Below are 15,075 nucleotides of genomic sequence, written 5' to 3'. Positions count from 1 at the left end.
ACTTCACATTATACCATGTTTAACCGTTCTGATTAAAGATTGACGTGTTGGGAAAATTGTCCTCAAGCCATCTTTTCAAGAGAAAAACCCAGCTTTGAACGTCTTTTTCGACATAAGTTTCATTTTTTGCGCTGATTTTTGTTCCGAGTCCCAAACCATGCCTTCCTTTCGGGTAAACGTGAAGTTCAAAAGGAATTGCGTTTTCGCTCAAAGCTTCAGCTAAAAGCAGACTGTTCTGAACGGGAACGGTTCTGTCGGCAAAAGTCTGCCAGATAAACGCTTTTGGCGTTTTATCATTCACTATTTTTTCAAGTGAAAATGCAGAGCTTCGTTCCATCAGCTCATCTCCCAAAAGGTTTTCAAACGAGCCTTGGTGCCAATATCTGCCTGACGTTATCACCGGGTAGCATAAGATCATCCCTGCCGGGCGAATCAACTTCTCATCATAGCCAAGCTTTTCAAGCTCATCGGGGATGATTCCAAGACAAGCTGCCAAATGTCCGCCTGCAGAAAAACCCATTACCAAAATTTTTCCCTCATCAATGTTGAACCGCTCTGCATTTTCCTTGAGAAATAAAACGCTTTGCGCAAGTTCGCACAAAGCTTTAGGAAATCTCCTGGGAGCACAACTGTATCGCAGAATGCACACCGCACAGTCCATCGATAAAAGTTCCAGTGCAATCGGCTCTGCTTCGCGATCCGACGTTTTCGCGTATGATCCGCCAGGACAGATAATAATCGCCCTTCTTTTGCGATGCGGTTCAATCTCTTCAGAATTGTCCGGAATATAGCAGATCAGCCGAGCATCACTTGTCAGCGGTGTTTTCAGGTTATGTTCGAAATATCTCATTTTAAGTCCTCTTCAGTAAAAAAGCCGGGATAATCCCAGCCAAATTAATCTTTCAAATTGGAAATGCCATTGCCAGCAATGCAACGGCGACAAGGCCCAGCACAACGGAAAGGCCCATTGAACGTGAGCGATAGGCAACGATCGCAACCAGCACGGAAGCAAGAATCTTTGCCATATAATCGCATCCGACGAACGTGTATGTTTTCGTATTCATGAAAACGTCCTTTACGACCAAAGCCGTAAAAAGCGAAACCGGGACATATTTCATCCATTCATTGAACCACTTTGGAATCTCACGTGTTGAAAAGATACGCAACGGGATAAAACGCGGCCCGAAAGCAACCAGCATTGATAAAAGGATCAAAATGAAATGATCCATCGTTGACATATTCATACGCTACTCTCCTGACTTGCTAATGACTTTGCGACTCGCTTTTGGCTTGATTCGCTTGAGCCAAAAACCTTTCTCCTTGCCCTTCTTCACCAAAGTGTCTTCGATGATGAATCCAGCGAGCGAAGCAATCAGCGTTGCAACGACAAGACCCATCGTACTCTTCAAAATCGTCATCGAGATGATCGCAAGAACGGCTGAGAAGAAACTGATCAAAATGGTCAGCTTATTCTTAATTTGCATCATGATCATATAAAGGAACAAAGCAGTCAAGGCGTAGTCGACGATTGCAAGATCAATCGTAATCACGTTGCCGATCAAACTGCCAACGAGGTTTGAAAGCGTCCAAAAGAGCAGCGAGTAGTGCTCGACCATCAAGGCATCTTTTGGAGTCCATTCCTTATCAGTGGCAAATTTAAGATAATTAACCGCATAATTTTCATCATTAAGAGAAACGGCGAAGAAATACAGAAACTTTTTGCTCGTTCCACGAACATACTGCGACAAGCTTGATCCTAACAAGGCATAGCGCAGTTCAAGGAAGAACAGCATAACAAGAATCGTATGCATTGGGGCATTGACGGTCAGCATCGATGCGATCATGAATTGAGCACCGCCCGAAAAAACAAGCAATGAAACCAGACCTGTCATCAAGGGATTGAAACCCGCAGCATTAAGTAAAATGCCGCAGGCAACACCGATCGGGATGTAACTCAAACATAAAGGCATCGAAACCTGAAAGACCTCTGCCCAACGTGGTTGTTCTTTTTCCAAGGTAATCCTCCATCAAATCATAGAAATAATAGATCTAACTGTACATCATGTATAAATCGTGTAAATTTACACAAATTTAAAAACCTCGCAAAATCGATTATAACATAATATGTTATTCATTCGAAATCGAAAATAGAGGTTTAACCCAAATCTAACATTAAAAAAAGAACAATTATCCGATAATGATTTTTTCTGTCGGAAGTTCATAGCTCAGATCGCGATTGCGTTTTGGAATGAAGAACAATAAAGTATAAAGCATCCCGATTCGACCGACAAACATCAAAACCATGATGACGATTTTACCGACAAGAGTCAAACTGCTCGTGATTCCAAGCGAAAGCCCCGTGGTTCCGAATGCCGATGCGACTTCGAATACGATCGAAAGAAGCGATGCATCCTCCGTAATTGATAAAATCAAAATCGCCCCCACGCACAAAATAGTCGACAAGCCGACTACAACGATTGCCTTTTGAACGTCGTCTCTTCCGATGCGGCGATTGAAAACATTGATATTGTTGTGTCCGCGAATGAATGAGAACATATAGAGAATAAAAATTCCGACGGTTGTCGTTCGAACGCCGCCGCCAACTGAGCTTGGGCTTGCGCCGATAAACATCAGGATCGCCAAAATCAAAATCGTCGTCGTGTTGAATTCGGCCATATCGTTGATCTGAAGCCCTGCATTTCGCGAGGAAACACTGTAAAACATCGCCGTCATCAATTTGTCGAACCAGTCTTGGCGAGACAGCGTTCCGCGCATTTCCGAAAAATAAATCAGGATCGTGCCGACGATGAAAAAGAAGACCGCAAAAAAGACCGCCATTTTTGCAAACAGCGAAAAACGGAATTTGCGCTTCGTCGTCCGCTTGATGAATTTGTAAAAAGCCCAGTTTTCGCACTCGATCAAAACCGGGTAGCCAATGCTTCCGATGATGATCAGAATCATCACGATAAACAAAAAGCCGTAATGGTGCCTGAACGGGATGATCGAATTTCCCGTCACATCAAAACCGGCATTCGTGACCGAACTGACCGAGACGTAAATTCCGTGGAAAAATGCGGCGGGCCAAGTCGTCCAAACGCCCGTTGCCTTAAAATAAGCCGCAAAAATGACGCCAAAAACGATCTGAACGACAATCATCAGACCGAAAACCGACGTTACGAGGCGAACCATGCCGCTTAATCTGGGCTGATTCATGTCAAACTGAATCAGCTGCCTTTGGTGCAGACTGATCCTTTTGCCGGCAATCACCAAGGCAACGGTTGACAGCATCGTAATGCCGAATCCTCCGACCTGAAACAAAAATTCCAACAAAACGACGCCGCCCTGATTGTACACCTGCTCAATCGGAAACGTCGTTAAACCGGTCACGCTGATGGTCGAAACGGCCATGAACAGGGTATCCAAAAACGAAATTTTCGCCCCTGGATTCTTAAAACATGGCAAGCTTAGCAAAATAAAGGCAGCTACGGTCGCCAAAGCGTAATACGTCACCAAGGACTGAATCGGCGTTGCCCCGCGATAAAGCTCCTTTAGCTTATGAATCATCTACTTCCTCACTCGATTGCTTTCATTTTCTGGTAACTGATGACAATTTTTTGTTTGAGATCAATTGCCGTATTCGTATGGTCAAATTCAGGGTCGAAATTAAGAATCGCAGAATTTCTCAATTGCTTTTCGATCACACCGGTAAAGCGATGGCGATGATACGTGAATTCAACGTGCGTTCCCTTGACAAATGCTTTTCCGATACTTGAAACTTCAATCTCTTTTTCTTCACGAGCCTTCTGCCCGCGTTTTTCGGATTGTTCCATCGAAAGAATCCCCCTTTGCTTTCTCTTACCTCATTATACCGCAAAAAAAACAAATTTTGCTAACCATCGATTTGCTCATGAAACAGCGCAAAGTATTTTTCAAGATAGATCTTATGTGCCGCCGTCATGATGATATTGTCAAGCATCCTCTTTTCTTCAGTCTTGTCCCGGCCGATTTTCTTGAGCGTTTCCTGCGTTCCAAAGACATATTCCAGCGCATTGTCGAGCTCTTCCGTGAAATATTCGTATGCTCTTCTGGTAGTATAAGTCTTGCGCTGAATCTCGACTAAAACCTTGAGATTGGCAAGCGGCAGAACCGTCTTTGAAATTGCGATAAAAAACAGGTACGCAAGCTGTTCGCGCGAATACTGCTTTTTGATTGGACTTTCAATCAGATGCTTTTTGACGTAATTGCTGATCATCGAACTCGTCAATTGAGTTCCGTCCAAGGGTTCAAGATATTCGTTCAAAAACGTCGTCGCCTGCTCCAAATAAAGTCCGACATTCGGAATCTGATCGAACGTCGGCATTTTAAATCCTTCAATCGATGGCACGAGTGCTTTTTTATTATCGTCAGTCATGTTCCAATTCCCCTCTCAACCGCCTTTCAAGCAATTATACCGATAGCGCGTCTTAAGGTCAACAAAACTCTAACAGCGGTTTTTGCAAAACTCTTTACAAGCAGTCGATTTAAGTCTATACTCTAGATACAGTTAACGGGTTTTTAGAAAACCGATGATGAAGAATATAATTCTAAAAAAGGACTTAAAAATTATGATTAAAAAAATTATTTCTGATTCAGGCGCAAACGTTTTGCATTTAGATGGCGCATCATTTGAAAATATTCCGTTGACGATTCACGTCGACGGCACGGATTATCAAGATGATGCCTCGCTTTCAGTCAACGAATTTATTGAAGCGCTTCATCAAAATGACGGAAAAACTTCAACGGCATGCCCAAGCATTGCGCAATGGCAAAAAGCCTTCGAAGGAGCTGATGAAATCTATGTAATCACGATTACGAGCGTTCTTTCCGGAAGCTACAATTCTGCCGTTCAAGCAGCAAGCCTGTATCGCGAAGACCATCCAAAAACAAAGATTCACGTCATCGATTCGCTTTCAGCCGGACCCGAGATGGAACTTATCATCGACAAGCTGAAAGAATCAATCGATGCCGGTCTGAATTTTGACGAAATCTGCGCAAAAATCAATGCATACAAAGAAAAAACGCACCTGAACTTTGCGCTTGAATCGCTCGATAATCTGGCCAAAAACGGGCGCATCAGTCCAGCAGTGGCCAAAGTCGCCAAAATGCTCAAAATCCGCATCATCGGTCGTCCGGACGACGGCAAGCTCACGCCGATCGGAAAAGCTCGCGGTGCCAAAAAAACCATCTCTTATTTAATTAAAGACATGGAAGAACACGGTTTTTCCAACGGGCGCGTCATCATTGCGCATATTTTGAACGAAGAAGGAGCAGACAACCTGAAACAGGCCATTCTTGCCAAGCATCCTGAAGCTGTCGTCGAAATCAGAGAAGCTCGCGGTCTTTGCACCTACTATGCCCAAAAAGGCGGCTTGATGGTCGGATACGAAGCATGATTTTGCTTAAAAATGCAGAGCACTGAAGCTGCACTGCATTTTGACGAATCAAAAGACATTATACAGACACAAAAAAGGAGCCGGGAATGATTCCCGGCTCCTTTTTGAAGTCAGTCATTTACAACTGTTTAGTTGCCTGGATATTCTGATTCCATTTCTTCATGGAATTCTTGTTCCGGACGGATGATGCGCATCGTAACGTACAACAAGATGAGGAACGCTGCAATGAATATCAGCTGAATCAGAACCGAATGCAGGACCTGATTTGCTCCAAGTCCTGACGTCAATGCTTCACGGAATCCGTAAACAGAGTACGTCATCGGCAAGTATGGGTTGATTGCCTGGAAGAAACCGTTCATTCCGCGAGTGATTTCGATTGGGAACGAACCGCCGCAAGATCCGAGCTGGATAACCAGCAAGATCATCGAGATGAAGCGACCAGGGTTGCCGAATGCCATTGCCATGAACATAATCAGGAACATGGACGTGAACGAGAACGAAACGGCGTTCACGATCATCTGAACCGGATGATCCGGATGAAGCCCGCAGACCATCATCAAGACCGTTTCAACCAAAGCATTGCCCGTAGCTACGAGCGCTCCGACCGCAACCTTGCTGAAGAACCATTCCGTTGCGCTGCCGTCTTCCGTTGAAATCCGACGAATCGGATAAACGAGATTGAAGACGAGGCATCCGACGAACAGAGCAACTGACAGCATGTAAGGTGCCAGAGCATAGCCGTAGTTAGGAACGTAGCTGTAATGCTTTTCTTTAAGCTTCGTCGGGCTTGCAAACATGCTTGCGTTAGCTGAACCGAGGTTGAGCTTCGTTACGGTATCTGCACCGCCCTTAAGAGCAGAAGCAAGTTTCTTGTTGCCCTTATGAACATCGGTTGCGCCCTTGTCAAGCTTGCCTGAGTTGGCCGCAAGCTTCGATGTGCCGGCCGCAAGCTGTGAAACGCCGTCAGTCAATGTCGGTACTTGGCTGTTGAGCTGACCAAGTCCCGCTGCAAGCTGACCTGCGCCTGAACGCAATGCGCCTGAGTTGGCCGCAAGCTGCGACGTGCCAGCTGCAAGCTGATTTACGCCGCTTGCAAGGGCCGGAACTTTGCCGTTGAGCTGGCCGAGACCGGATGCAAGCTGACCTGCGCCTGAACGCAATGCGCCTGAGTTGGCCGCAAGCTGCGACGTGCCAGCTGCAAGCTGATCTACGCCGCTTGCAAGGGCCGGAACTTTGTCGTTGAGCTGGCCAAGACCGGCATTGATTTGGCTTGCGCCTGAATTGAGCAAAACTGAATTGTTCTTAAGCTGTTGAGTACCATTATAAAATGCCGTGATTACTTGCGTAAGTTCAGGAATCTTTTTACCCAATCCGTCAACTCCGTTTGCAAGTTTTGTTGCGCCGTCATTAAGCTCGTTGTTTTTGGCAACAAGCTTGTTGCTTCCGGCAAGAACTTGAGAAACGCCGGCCGTGTAATTTCCAACGCCTTCAATCAGTGCAGGAATCTGTGAATGCTTAGCCATCTTGGCTGATTGAGAAGCAACAAGCTGCTGAACCTTGGCTTCATCCGCACTGGCTGCAAAAATTGCGTTCAGATCAAGATCTTTGAGGGCTTCTTCAGTATTGACGCCGCTGTTGACCGCCGTCGAAATCTGAACCGCATTAGCAGATAAGCCTTGCAGGCTCTTGACTGCCGCAGACAATTTCTTCACTTTGGCCTGCGACTCTGCATTTGTCAAATCGTCACTTTCAGCCAACAGTTTGTTTGCCGTGTCGATTGTGCCGTCAACGCTAGCAAGGCCGCCCTTGAGCTTGTCAACGCTGCTCATCAGATTATTCAATCCGCTGAGAACTTTTTCGGTCGTAGTATTGAACGTTTGGGCTGCAGCCTTCAAATTGTTGACTGCTTGCAACGTATTGTTGTTGTTCGTTTGAATGGCTGAAATCTGTGTTTTGGCATCATTGAGAGCGTTCTTTTGATCTTCGCTGAGAGTGCCGCTGTTCAAAACTTTATCAATGTCAGCCTGTGCAGTCGTTGCGCTGGCATTTGACTTAAGGGAATTCGTGGCAATTTCGGTCAAATACTGCGTCATTGCCTTGTTGAATTCAGTCTTGGCGTTATTAACCGTTGCAATTCCGGTCTTGGCGGTTGCCAATTCGGTATTAAGCGTCCCGATGTTTGCCTTGATCGTTGCTAAAGTTCCTGATAATTTTGCAATCTGTTCCTTCTTCGACTGAACATCAGCCATTGAAGAAACCATGCTGTCCAATTCGTTCGTATCAATCTGCTTGAGACCGGCATTGATCGTGCTGTTCAAAACGTATGTCGCAGCGACGCCTTGAGGTAATTCGCTCAATCCGGCAACGCTCTTGTTGAGCAATGCGGAATTTGAATCGAGCTGCGTCAAACCGGCATTGATTTGACTTGCACCTTTCGTATAACCGGAAACGCCTTTTTTCAGATTGCCGGTTCCTGAAACCAATTTCGTTGCACCAACCGTAAGTTTCGGAACGTTGCTGTTAAATTGTGCTATTCCGTCAGCAACTTGATCGGTTCCTTTGGTATAGATCGCAACTCCGTCCTTCAACGTGCCTGAGCCGGTATAAAGCTGACTCACGCCGCTCTTCAAAACAGGAACTGAACCCTTGAGCGTCTGCACGCCGCCATTGACCGTATCAACTCCTGCAGTATAAGCATTGATCCCGTTTTTCAACGCGTTCGAACCCGTATAAAGCTGACCCACGCCGCTCGTCAAAGCAGGAACTGAACCCTTGAGCGTCTGCACGCCGCCATTGACCGTATCAACGCCTGCAGTATAAGTGTCGATTCCTTTTTTCAACGTGCTTGATCCTGTCGTCAATTGCAAAACGCCGCTTCCCAAAGGAACTACACCGGCATTGAGCGTCATGACGCCTTTGTTGACCGTATCAACTCCTGCAGTATAAGTATTGAGTCCGTCAGACAATGTCTTCGAACCGTCCGAAAGCTTCTTGGCACCATTTGCGGCCGTCTTGAACCCGCCGCCGACCTTCTTGATAACCTTGAACATCGTATCGGCATATGCTTCAGACACGCTTTCCTTAACTCTTGCATTGACTTGAGTCGCACCTTGTTTGGAAATAACTTCACCAATGTAGTTCAAGGAATCATTGGTTTTATAAGTAAGTTCCATCTTCTTTGGTTTCTTGTTCAGTACGGTCGTTGCATTTTTCGAGAAGTTTTCGGGAATCGTAATTACCATGTAATACTTCTTATGACTCAATCCGTACTGTGCTTTCTTTGCAGAAACGAAATGCCAGCCAAGATCATCGTTTTCCTTGAGCTGATCAACCAACTGATCACCTACTGCAAAATTCTTGCTTTGGAATTTGACCGATTGATCCTTATTGACAACGGCAACCGGAAGATGCCCGGTATTGCCGTAAGGATCCCAAACCGACTTTAAGAAGAATACGGAATACAAGAACGGAATAATCATCATTGCACAGATTGTCGCAGTCAAAATCTTGTGCTTTGCGATGTTCTCGAATTCTGCTTTAATCATCTTCAAAATTATCTGCCTCCCTTAATTAATTATGATCAAGTATAATCATTATCCACTTTCATAATATACACGCAATGTCCACGAAAAACAACATAATTGTATGCGACAAACGTTGCAATATGTTTCTGATAACGCTTTCTTTTGTTTTTTATACCATCCCACTTATTGCATCGGTTAAGTGTTTTTCGTACTTAACCATGATTAAAATTGTTTCACCCATTGTTCTTCTATAAGATGTCCGCTGCCGTGCGGTCACAGACTTCGGGCGGATCTGGATTTAACCGTGCCGGCAAGAAAATACAGTGCAGATTGCCGCAATTGATGTTTTATGCCGCTTGATTTGGCAGAATCACTGTTGTTTACGGACACATCGATGAAAATGGACGCTTTGTCCGTAATTGGACTGCTCGAAAAATGGCGATTACGGACAAAATGACCAAAAATCCAGCTTTGTCCGTAAATTTGAGTGAAGTCTTGGCGTGCCGCCCAGAATAAGAAAAAATCCGCTCCATCACTGGCACGGATTTAAAATCATTATTCAGTTGCGTACGGGCTCATGTCCGCTCGGCTCCACACCTTACCTGTTAAACACACCCTTGATTGCACGCCATGCAATCACGAAGATATTGGCCTTGTCAACTGCTTTATCGGTCTTGGCCTTGATTTTGATTGAAGTTGCGCCATCAAGATAGTAAAGATCTTGACCTTTGACTTTGACGGAAAGTTCGCCGACCGTCTGGCCCTTCTTCAAAGGAGCAACAAGGCCGCCATCCTTGTAGAGCTTCTTGTCGCCTGAGAGCTTGGCAACGAGATTGGCTGATGAAACGCTGCTCTTAAGCCAAACATCGGTGTCATTTTTGGATGAAACGGCAACTTTCAGATCCTTGCCATGATAAACAGGCAATGAAGCGGCATTTTTGAATGATTTGCCAGCTTTGATCGTTTCATATGAATAGCTGTTGTAGCAATACGACATTAACTTTTGCGTTTCGACGAAACGGGAAAGGTCTTCCTGACTGTCATGCTTGGCACCCAAGACAACGGTAATCAGACGATGACCGTCCTTGTTGACCGTTCCGGTAAAGCAGGCACCAGCTGAATCTGACGTGCCGGTTTTAAGACCATCAACGGGAAGCTCAGAGTAGGCCTTTGCCAGTCCCGGAAGCATCCAGTTCCAGTTTTCCATCGTTGTCTCATCAGTGCCGTTTTTGAATTTCATCCGTGCAATCCTGGTCGTCTCAAGAACTTCAGGATAATCTTCAATCAAGCGCTGACCGATGATTGCCATGTCTTTTGCGGAAAACTTGTTTTCGGCATTGTCTGAAGCACCAGGATATTTGGCATCAAAGACTTCATCGTTCGTCAAGCCGTTAGCCGTATAGATTTCAGCATCATTGATTCCCATCTTCTTGGCTTCCTTGCGCATCATGTCGATAAAGTTCTTATGCGTTCCGCCCACTGCATTTGCCAAAGCCATTGCGGCCCCGTTGGCAGAGTAGATCAATGTTGCTTGATACAGTGCTTTTACCGTGTACTTATGGTCAGCCTTCAAAGGAACGTTTGAAAGATGCGTGTCCTGACTGACTTTTTGCGAAGCCTCATCAGGCAAGATCTCTTGATTCCAGCTCAGCTTGCCGTTTTTGATGGCTTGAAGAACCAGATAGACCGTCATCAGCTTGGACATTGATGCGACCGGCAGTGCTTGTTCCGCATTCTTTGCGTAGAGAATCTGCCCCGTCTTGGCATCAACGGCAATTGCGGCCTTGACGTCAAGATTCAAATTCGAATCTGTTTGTTGCGGTAAAGAGTCGGCAGATACTTTTTGAACAGACAGGCCACCGATGCCTGCTGCGGCAGCCGTAGATACGGTTACGCCTGCGATGAGTGCGATCATTGTTTTTTTCAATGATTTGAATAGTTTCATTACTAAGCAGTCCCCTCTAATAAATTCCTATTTAAGAATACCCAAAAAAAACCAAGGATTCAATAGTTTTTCCAACAAAAAAGGACGAATTCGTTATTCATTCGTCCTTTTTTCAGCCTTTGCCGGCTTACGCACAACATTCTTGTGTTCCGTTGGAAAGTGCATCACAAAACTGGTCAGTGCCGCATTTGATTCAACGTAAATATAGCCATTATGGCGTTCAACGATGCTTTGCACGATTGCAAGTCCGAGTCCTGATCCGCCCGTCTCGCGAGATCGTGAGCTTTCGGCACGATAAAATCTGTCAAACAGCTGCGGAACAGCATCTTCAGGAATGGGTTCTCCGTCATTTTCGATTTTGACGACGACTTCTTTAGAAGAAAGCTGCTTTACCGAAAGATAGACGTGCTTGCCGTCGCGTCCGTATTTGAAAGCATTCGAAATCAGGTTGTTGAAAACCCTGGCCAGCTTTTCTCCGTCTGCTTCCATAAATACCGGCTCATCCGGAACGCTGACTTCGACTTTCATCCCTTTTTTGCTTCCTTCAAGCTCATAGCTTGCTCCGATCTGTTCAAGCATCGCGCCCAAGTCGATTTTCACGATGCTTAACGGCAAACTTGGCTGTCTGACTTTGGTATATTCAAACAAATCGTCAACCAACGATTTCATCTGCTTTGATTTCAAAAAAGCCGTGTGGGTGTACTTTTTCAATTCTTCTTCGCTGCCGTACTGATTGTCTTCAATCAAGCCGAGATATCCGATAATCGAAGTCAACGGCGTTCTGATGTCATGACTGACGTTTGTGATCAATTCGTCTTTTGAGCGTTCAATTCTCCGCTCGTCTTCCATCGCGTTGATCGTACTGTCAACCAACGCATTGACGCTTTCAACGACGCGCTGCATTTGACCGTCAAGGGTAAATTTGATTCGATGCGAAAAATGTCCGGAAGCAATATAGTGCAATTCCGAAATAACGTGACGCAGCTGCATTTGACGATAGCGACGCATCAGGCGCCAGTAGACGATAAAAGCATCCACTAAAAGCATCAAGACAGTGAAAACCCATCCCCAAGACCACAGTCTGATGGCATGCGGCCCGAGAGAAAGCGACAGTTTAATCTGAAAAATTCCGGCTGCAAGCCCTGGGTTGCGGGCGATTTCCTGGTTAGCAATCACAAAAATCGACATATTGAGCAGCAACAGCAGGATAACCGTTGCAACGCCTTCACCAAACAGCTCGCTTTTTTCACGCGTCGTGAGTTTAAATTGCACTAAGCATCACCCCGTTAATGTGATTCAATCTTGTATCCAACGCCCCAAACGGTCTGAATGACCTTTTCGCCGCCGGTTGATTCTTCAATCTTGTCTCTTAGATGACTTACGTGAACCATAACCGTCTTGGCTGAAACAACCGATTCTTGCTGCCAGACGCGCTCAAAGATTTCATCAGCAGAAAATACTCTGTTCGGATGGCTTGCAAGCAAATACAGTATGCCAAATTCCAAAGCCGTCAATTGAATCGACTTGCCGGTGACGGTTTCGACTTCATGCGAATCCTTTTTGATGATCAGCGGACCGATTTCGATCTGATCCGGTTCGTCATTTTTAACGTCATGCTGGCTGCGACGAAGCAGAGACTTGACGCGTGCCATAACTTCAAGCGGATTGAACGGCTTGGTCACATAGTCGTCCGCACCTTGAATCAGGCCTTGAATCTTATCCAAATCGTCGGTTTTGGCCGAAAGCATCAATACCGGAATCTGACTATCCTTTCTGACTTCTCTGACGACTGCAAGGCCATCCATCTGAGGCATCATGATGTCAAGAATCATCAAACCGATGTCAGGATTCGTATTGAGTTTCGTAATGGCCTCTTTTCCGTTATAGGCACGTTCCACTTCGTAGCCTTCGTTTTTGACATAAATACTGAGCAATTCAACAATATCTTTATCATCATCAACAATCAGAATTTTCATGGTATTTGACTCCTTTTTGATATGTACCTTGCGTAATATATACCTATATGATACCAAATTTCGCAACGTCAAGACGTAAAGAAACATCTAAAAAAAGTCGGTTTATTTAAGAAATCTCAAGAATCATCCGATCAGATAGACCCTGTCATCAATAAAGTCAAAACGTTCGTGCCGTTGATTCAGATCTTCCGGCTCTTCTAATCGGCACCCATCCCAAAATTTTTCGGAATTCGTTGCCCCGTTTTTTTCGCCGATCACGATAAACTCGCCAGGCCAGCGCATTGTTCTGAGCTTTTGCAGCACTTCCCAATCGTCTTCTGACGTATCGGGAGCCCATTCCATGATGATGACGTCCATAACGTCCGCATATTTTTCAACTGCGGACGTTGCATCAAGACTTTCAACTTTTGTCCATGGATCGGGACGCGTAACGTCTTGTTTTGACCAATCAAAGCTGTCCGTTGCCGTCACGTTCGCCAAACCGGCTGAAAGCACTGCATTTCCCGACATTAATTGGAGCGTTTTCCTTCCGTTTAAATGCAGAGCAAGATCATCAAGCCAGTCTTCCGAAAAAATATGCCAAATTCCAAAGTTTTCGATTACCGTTTGGCGCAAATCATTCAGTCTGCTGTCAAGTTCCAGCAAATTGGCGCAATCAAGCAGATGATCCATGATGAATTCTTCGCTAAAGCCGAGTTTTGGCAAAGGATGCCTGGGCAATTTGCGCTCGCCGTATGCTTTAAGCGTTTTTTCAACGGCTGATACCTGCTCAAGCACTTCTCTTTGCGAAGAACCCTTTGACAAACGTTCAAGTTCTTGCAGATATTCTTGCCACCTCATAACATGACGTCCATCGCTTTTTTGAAATAATGCTTGTAAAGGCCCGCAAACCGACCGATGTAATCTTCGTCCCACGGCTTGTCCCTTCCGCAGAAATGCAGCACGACAGTATTCTTTATGACCCAGTCAAGGTCCCATTCGCCCATGCTGATTGCCTCATAGATCGGATTCTTTCTGACGTCATAATTATAAAGCTCATCTTCAACCTTCTTGATCTTCTGCCCGTATAGTCCGTTCAAGACGTCCTGATCGGGTAATAACAGATTAAGCTTGTTTTTTTCAACATATTCGACAATTTTTTGAGGATCGACGACTCGTCTGATTTCTTCAAGGTTCATCAAAAGCACGCCGGAGTTGAAGTAGCTTTCGCCGCTTTCTGCCCCGAGCCGTACGTTGTTGAGCACGTTTTTGACGTTGGTCAAACCCGAATGACTTGCCGCTGCGTAAAGGTTGCCTTCAAAATCAAGTTCATAAAGCCGACTTAAATCATTGATGCACAAAACGTCGGCATCAAGATACAAAATGCGTTTGATGTCATTCGGCAAATACTTGTGCGCAAGCAATCGATAATAAATCGTTTCCGGATACCTGTCCGTCACCGGAAAATCAGAAAAATCCTCATCGCCGATAACTACCGGATGATACTTGGCTCCGGTCTTTGAAGCAAATTTTTCGATTTTCTTCGTTTTTTGAAGCTTCTTTTTTTGCAGAACGTAAAAATCGAGCTGATCTTGCGTATTTTCCAAAATTGAGTAAACGGATGTCAACATTTGGTCAACGAAGCCGTCGTTAACCGCAAAGAGCAAGTTCATGGCGAAAACCTCCTTAACTTTCTTTCTTCCATTATAACAAATTTTAGAGTCGAGGTAATTTTGTTCTGCTTTTGGATGGGGCAGCTGTAAAATATTTTTTCAAATTTTTGGTCTGCTTTCGGTGTCACCGGCTCTGATTTTTGGTTTTGTCATAATTTTCCCGACACACTGCCCCAAATTACGTACAAGCACTGCATTTGACAAAAAAATCCGCACCATCATGAAGTGCAATAAAAAAGTTAGACAAAATTAAACAATTAAGCTGTCATGGCATGATTTCGGTATTCTACCGGAGTCATGCCTTTTGTTTTTAAAGAAACCCGTTCGTAATTAAAGAAATGGATATAGTCTTGAACCATCATTTGAAATGCAGTAATGTCTTCAAATAATGGTAGCCCATCCAGCAACTCAGTTTTCAGTATGTGGAAAAAGCTTTCCACTGGTGCGTTATCCAGACAATGTCCCTTACGAGACATACTTTGAACAAAGTGATGGTTAGCCAATCTTTGAGTATAGTAAGGCAACTGATACTGCCATCCCTGATCC

The 15,075-nt window shown here is 45.0% G+C and carries 14 protein-coding genes; 1 reads left to right on the top strand and 13 read right to left on the bottom strand.

Annotation, left to right across the window (positions count from 1 at the left end; translation table 11 throughout):
* Positions 1 to 19 precede the first annotated feature (19 nt).
* The 6 genes from BMZ95_RS06875 to BMZ95_RS06850 form a co-directional block, all read right to left on the bottom strand.
* Complete coding sequence (locus BMZ95_RS06875; protein ID WP_014072821.1) at positions 20 to 850, bottom strand: alpha/beta hydrolase; 831 nt, start codon at positions 848 to 850, stop codon at positions 20 to 22.
* A gap of 52 nt (positions 851 to 902) precedes the next feature.
* A complete protein-coding gene (locus tag BMZ95_RS06870; protein ID WP_039122599.1) occupies positions 903 to 1,244 on the bottom strand; it encodes an AzlD domain-containing protein in 342 nt (113 codons plus the stop codon).
* Between the two features lie 3 nt (positions 1,245 to 1,247).
* Positions 1,248 to 2,015 carry an AzlC family ABC transporter permease gene (locus tag BMZ95_RS06865; RefSeq protein ID WP_003693166.1) on the bottom strand — a complete coding sequence of 256 codons (768 nt, stop codon included), beginning with the start codon at positions 2,013 to 2,015 and terminating at the stop codon, positions 1,248 to 1,250.
* A 172-nt stretch (positions 2,016 to 2,187) separates the two neighbouring features.
* Complete coding sequence (locus tag BMZ95_RS06860) at positions 2,188 to 3,564, bottom strand: TrkH family potassium uptake protein (RefSeq protein WP_046922723.1); 1,377 nt, start codon at positions 3,562 to 3,564, stop codon at positions 2,188 to 2,190.
* A gap of 8 nt (positions 3,565 to 3,572) precedes the next feature.
* Entirely contained in the window at positions 3,573 to 3,830 is a 258-nt protein-coding gene (locus BMZ95_RS06855; protein WP_046922722.1) for a hypothetical protein, read from the bottom strand.
* 59 nt (positions 3,831 to 3,889) lie between these two features.
* The gene (locus tag BMZ95_RS06850) at positions 3,890 to 4,411 is read right to left on the bottom strand and encodes a DUF1836 domain-containing protein (protein WP_046922721.1); all 522 of its coding nucleotides are present in this window, start codon (positions 4,409 to 4,411) and stop codon (positions 3,890 to 3,892) included.
* Positions 4,412 to 4,604: 193 nt separating this feature from the next.
* On the opposite strand from BMZ95_RS06850, the gene BMZ95_RS06845 reads away from it, so the two are divergent.
* Positions 4,605 to 5,432, top strand: coding sequence for a DegV family protein (locus BMZ95_RS06845; protein ID WP_046922720.1), 828 nt, complete (start codon positions 4,605 to 4,607; stop codon positions 5,430 to 5,432).
* Between the two features lie 128 nt (positions 5,433 to 5,560).
* On the opposite strand, the gene BMZ95_RS06840 is transcribed toward BMZ95_RS06845, so the two are convergent.
* From BMZ95_RS06840 to BMZ95_RS06810, 7 genes are all read right to left on the bottom strand, one after another.
* Positions 5,561 to 8,977 (bottom strand): YhgE/Pip domain-containing protein, encoded by a 3,417-nt coding sequence (locus tag BMZ95_RS06840; RefSeq protein WP_191981827.1) that lies wholly within the window; start codon positions 8,975 to 8,977, stop codon positions 5,561 to 5,563.
* 577 nt (positions 8,978 to 9,554) lie between these two features.
* Positions 9,555 to 10,901 carry a serine hydrolase gene (locus tag BMZ95_RS06835; RefSeq protein WP_014072812.1) on the bottom strand — a complete coding sequence of 449 codons (1,347 nt, stop codon included), beginning with the start codon at positions 10,899 to 10,901 and terminating at the stop codon, positions 9,555 to 9,557.
* Between the two features lie 93 nt (positions 10,902 to 10,994).
* Entirely contained in the window at positions 10,995 to 12,173 is a 1,179-nt protein-coding gene (locus BMZ95_RS06830; protein WP_046922718.1) for a sensor histidine kinase, read from the bottom strand.
* Positions 12,174 to 12,187: 14 nt separating this feature from the next.
* Entirely contained in the window at positions 12,188 to 12,877 is a 690-nt protein-coding gene (locus tag BMZ95_RS06825; protein ID WP_003693147.1) for a response regulator transcription factor CroR, read from the bottom strand.
* A gap of 123 nt (positions 12,878 to 13,000) precedes the next feature.
* Positions 13,001 to 13,717: a hypothetical protein gene (locus BMZ95_RS06820; protein WP_046922717.1), complete on the bottom strand. Its 717-nt coding sequence runs from the start codon at positions 13,715 to 13,717 to the stop codon at positions 13,001 to 13,003.
* Positions 13,714 to 14,529, bottom strand: coding sequence for a glycosyltransferase family 8 protein (locus tag BMZ95_RS06815; RefSeq protein ID WP_046922716.1), 816 nt, complete (start codon positions 14,527 to 14,529; stop codon positions 13,714 to 13,716). The genes BMZ95_RS06820 and BMZ95_RS06815 overlap by 4 nt, the downstream gene beginning before the upstream one ends.
* Positions 14,530 to 14,786: 257 nt before the next feature.
* A partial coding sequence (locus tag BMZ95_RS06810; RefSeq protein WP_143454978.1) for an IS3 family transposase occupies positions 14,787 to 15,075 on the bottom strand: 289 nt, incomplete at its 5' end.

Origin of the sequence: Ligilactobacillus ruminis DSM 20403 = NBRC 102161 (assembly GCF_900113455.1) — a bacterium.
Taxonomy (GTDB): domain Bacteria; phylum Bacillota; class Bacilli; order Lactobacillales; family Lactobacillaceae; genus Ligilactobacillus; species Ligilactobacillus ruminis.
The sequence above is the reverse complement of the archived record's forward strand: the minus strand, read 5'-3'. Positions and strand labels throughout refer to the sequence as shown.

Excerpts from the sequence above, each read along its gene's own strand:
- BMZ95_RS06875 (WP_014072821.1), bottom strand. The coding sequence starts at position 850 with ATGAGATATTTCGAACATAACCTGAAAACACCGCTGACAAGTGATGCT.
- BMZ95_RS06870 (WP_039122599.1), bottom strand. The coding sequence starts at position 1,244 with ATGAATATGTCAACGATGGATCATTTCATTTTGATCCTTTTATCAATG.
- BMZ95_RS06860 (WP_046922723.1), bottom strand. The coding sequence starts at position 3,564 with ATGATTCATAAGCTAAAGGAGCTTTATCGCGGGGCAACGCCGATTCAG.
- BMZ95_RS06855 (WP_046922722.1), bottom strand. The coding sequence starts at position 3,830 with ATGGAACAATCCGAAAAACGCGGGCAGAAGGCTCGTGAAGAAAAAGAG.
- BMZ95_RS06850 (WP_046922721.1), bottom strand. The coding sequence starts at position 4,411 with ATGACTGACGATAATAAAAAAGCACTCGTGCCATCGATTGAAGGATTT.
- BMZ95_RS06845 (WP_046922720.1), top strand. The coding sequence starts at position 4,605 with ATGATTAAAAAAATTATTTCTGATTCAGGCGCAAACGTTTTGCATTTA.
- BMZ95_RS06840 (WP_191981827.1), bottom strand. The coding sequence starts at position 8,977 with ATGATTAAAGCAGAATTCGAGAACATCGCAAAGCACAAGATTTTGACT.
- BMZ95_RS06835 (WP_014072812.1), bottom strand. The coding sequence starts at position 10,901 with ATGAAACTATTCAAATCATTGAAAAAAACAATGATCGCACTCATCGCA.
- BMZ95_RS06825 (WP_003693147.1), bottom strand. The coding sequence starts at position 12,877 with ATGAAAATTCTGATTGTTGATGATGATAAAGATATTGTTGAATTGCTC.
- BMZ95_RS06820 (WP_046922717.1), bottom strand. The coding sequence starts at position 13,717 with ATGAGGTGGCAAGAATATCTGCAAGAACTTGAACGTTTGTCAAAGGGT.
- BMZ95_RS06815 (WP_046922716.1), bottom strand. The coding sequence starts at position 14,529 with ATGAACTTGCTCTTTGCGGTTAACGACGGCTTCGTTGACCAAATGTTG.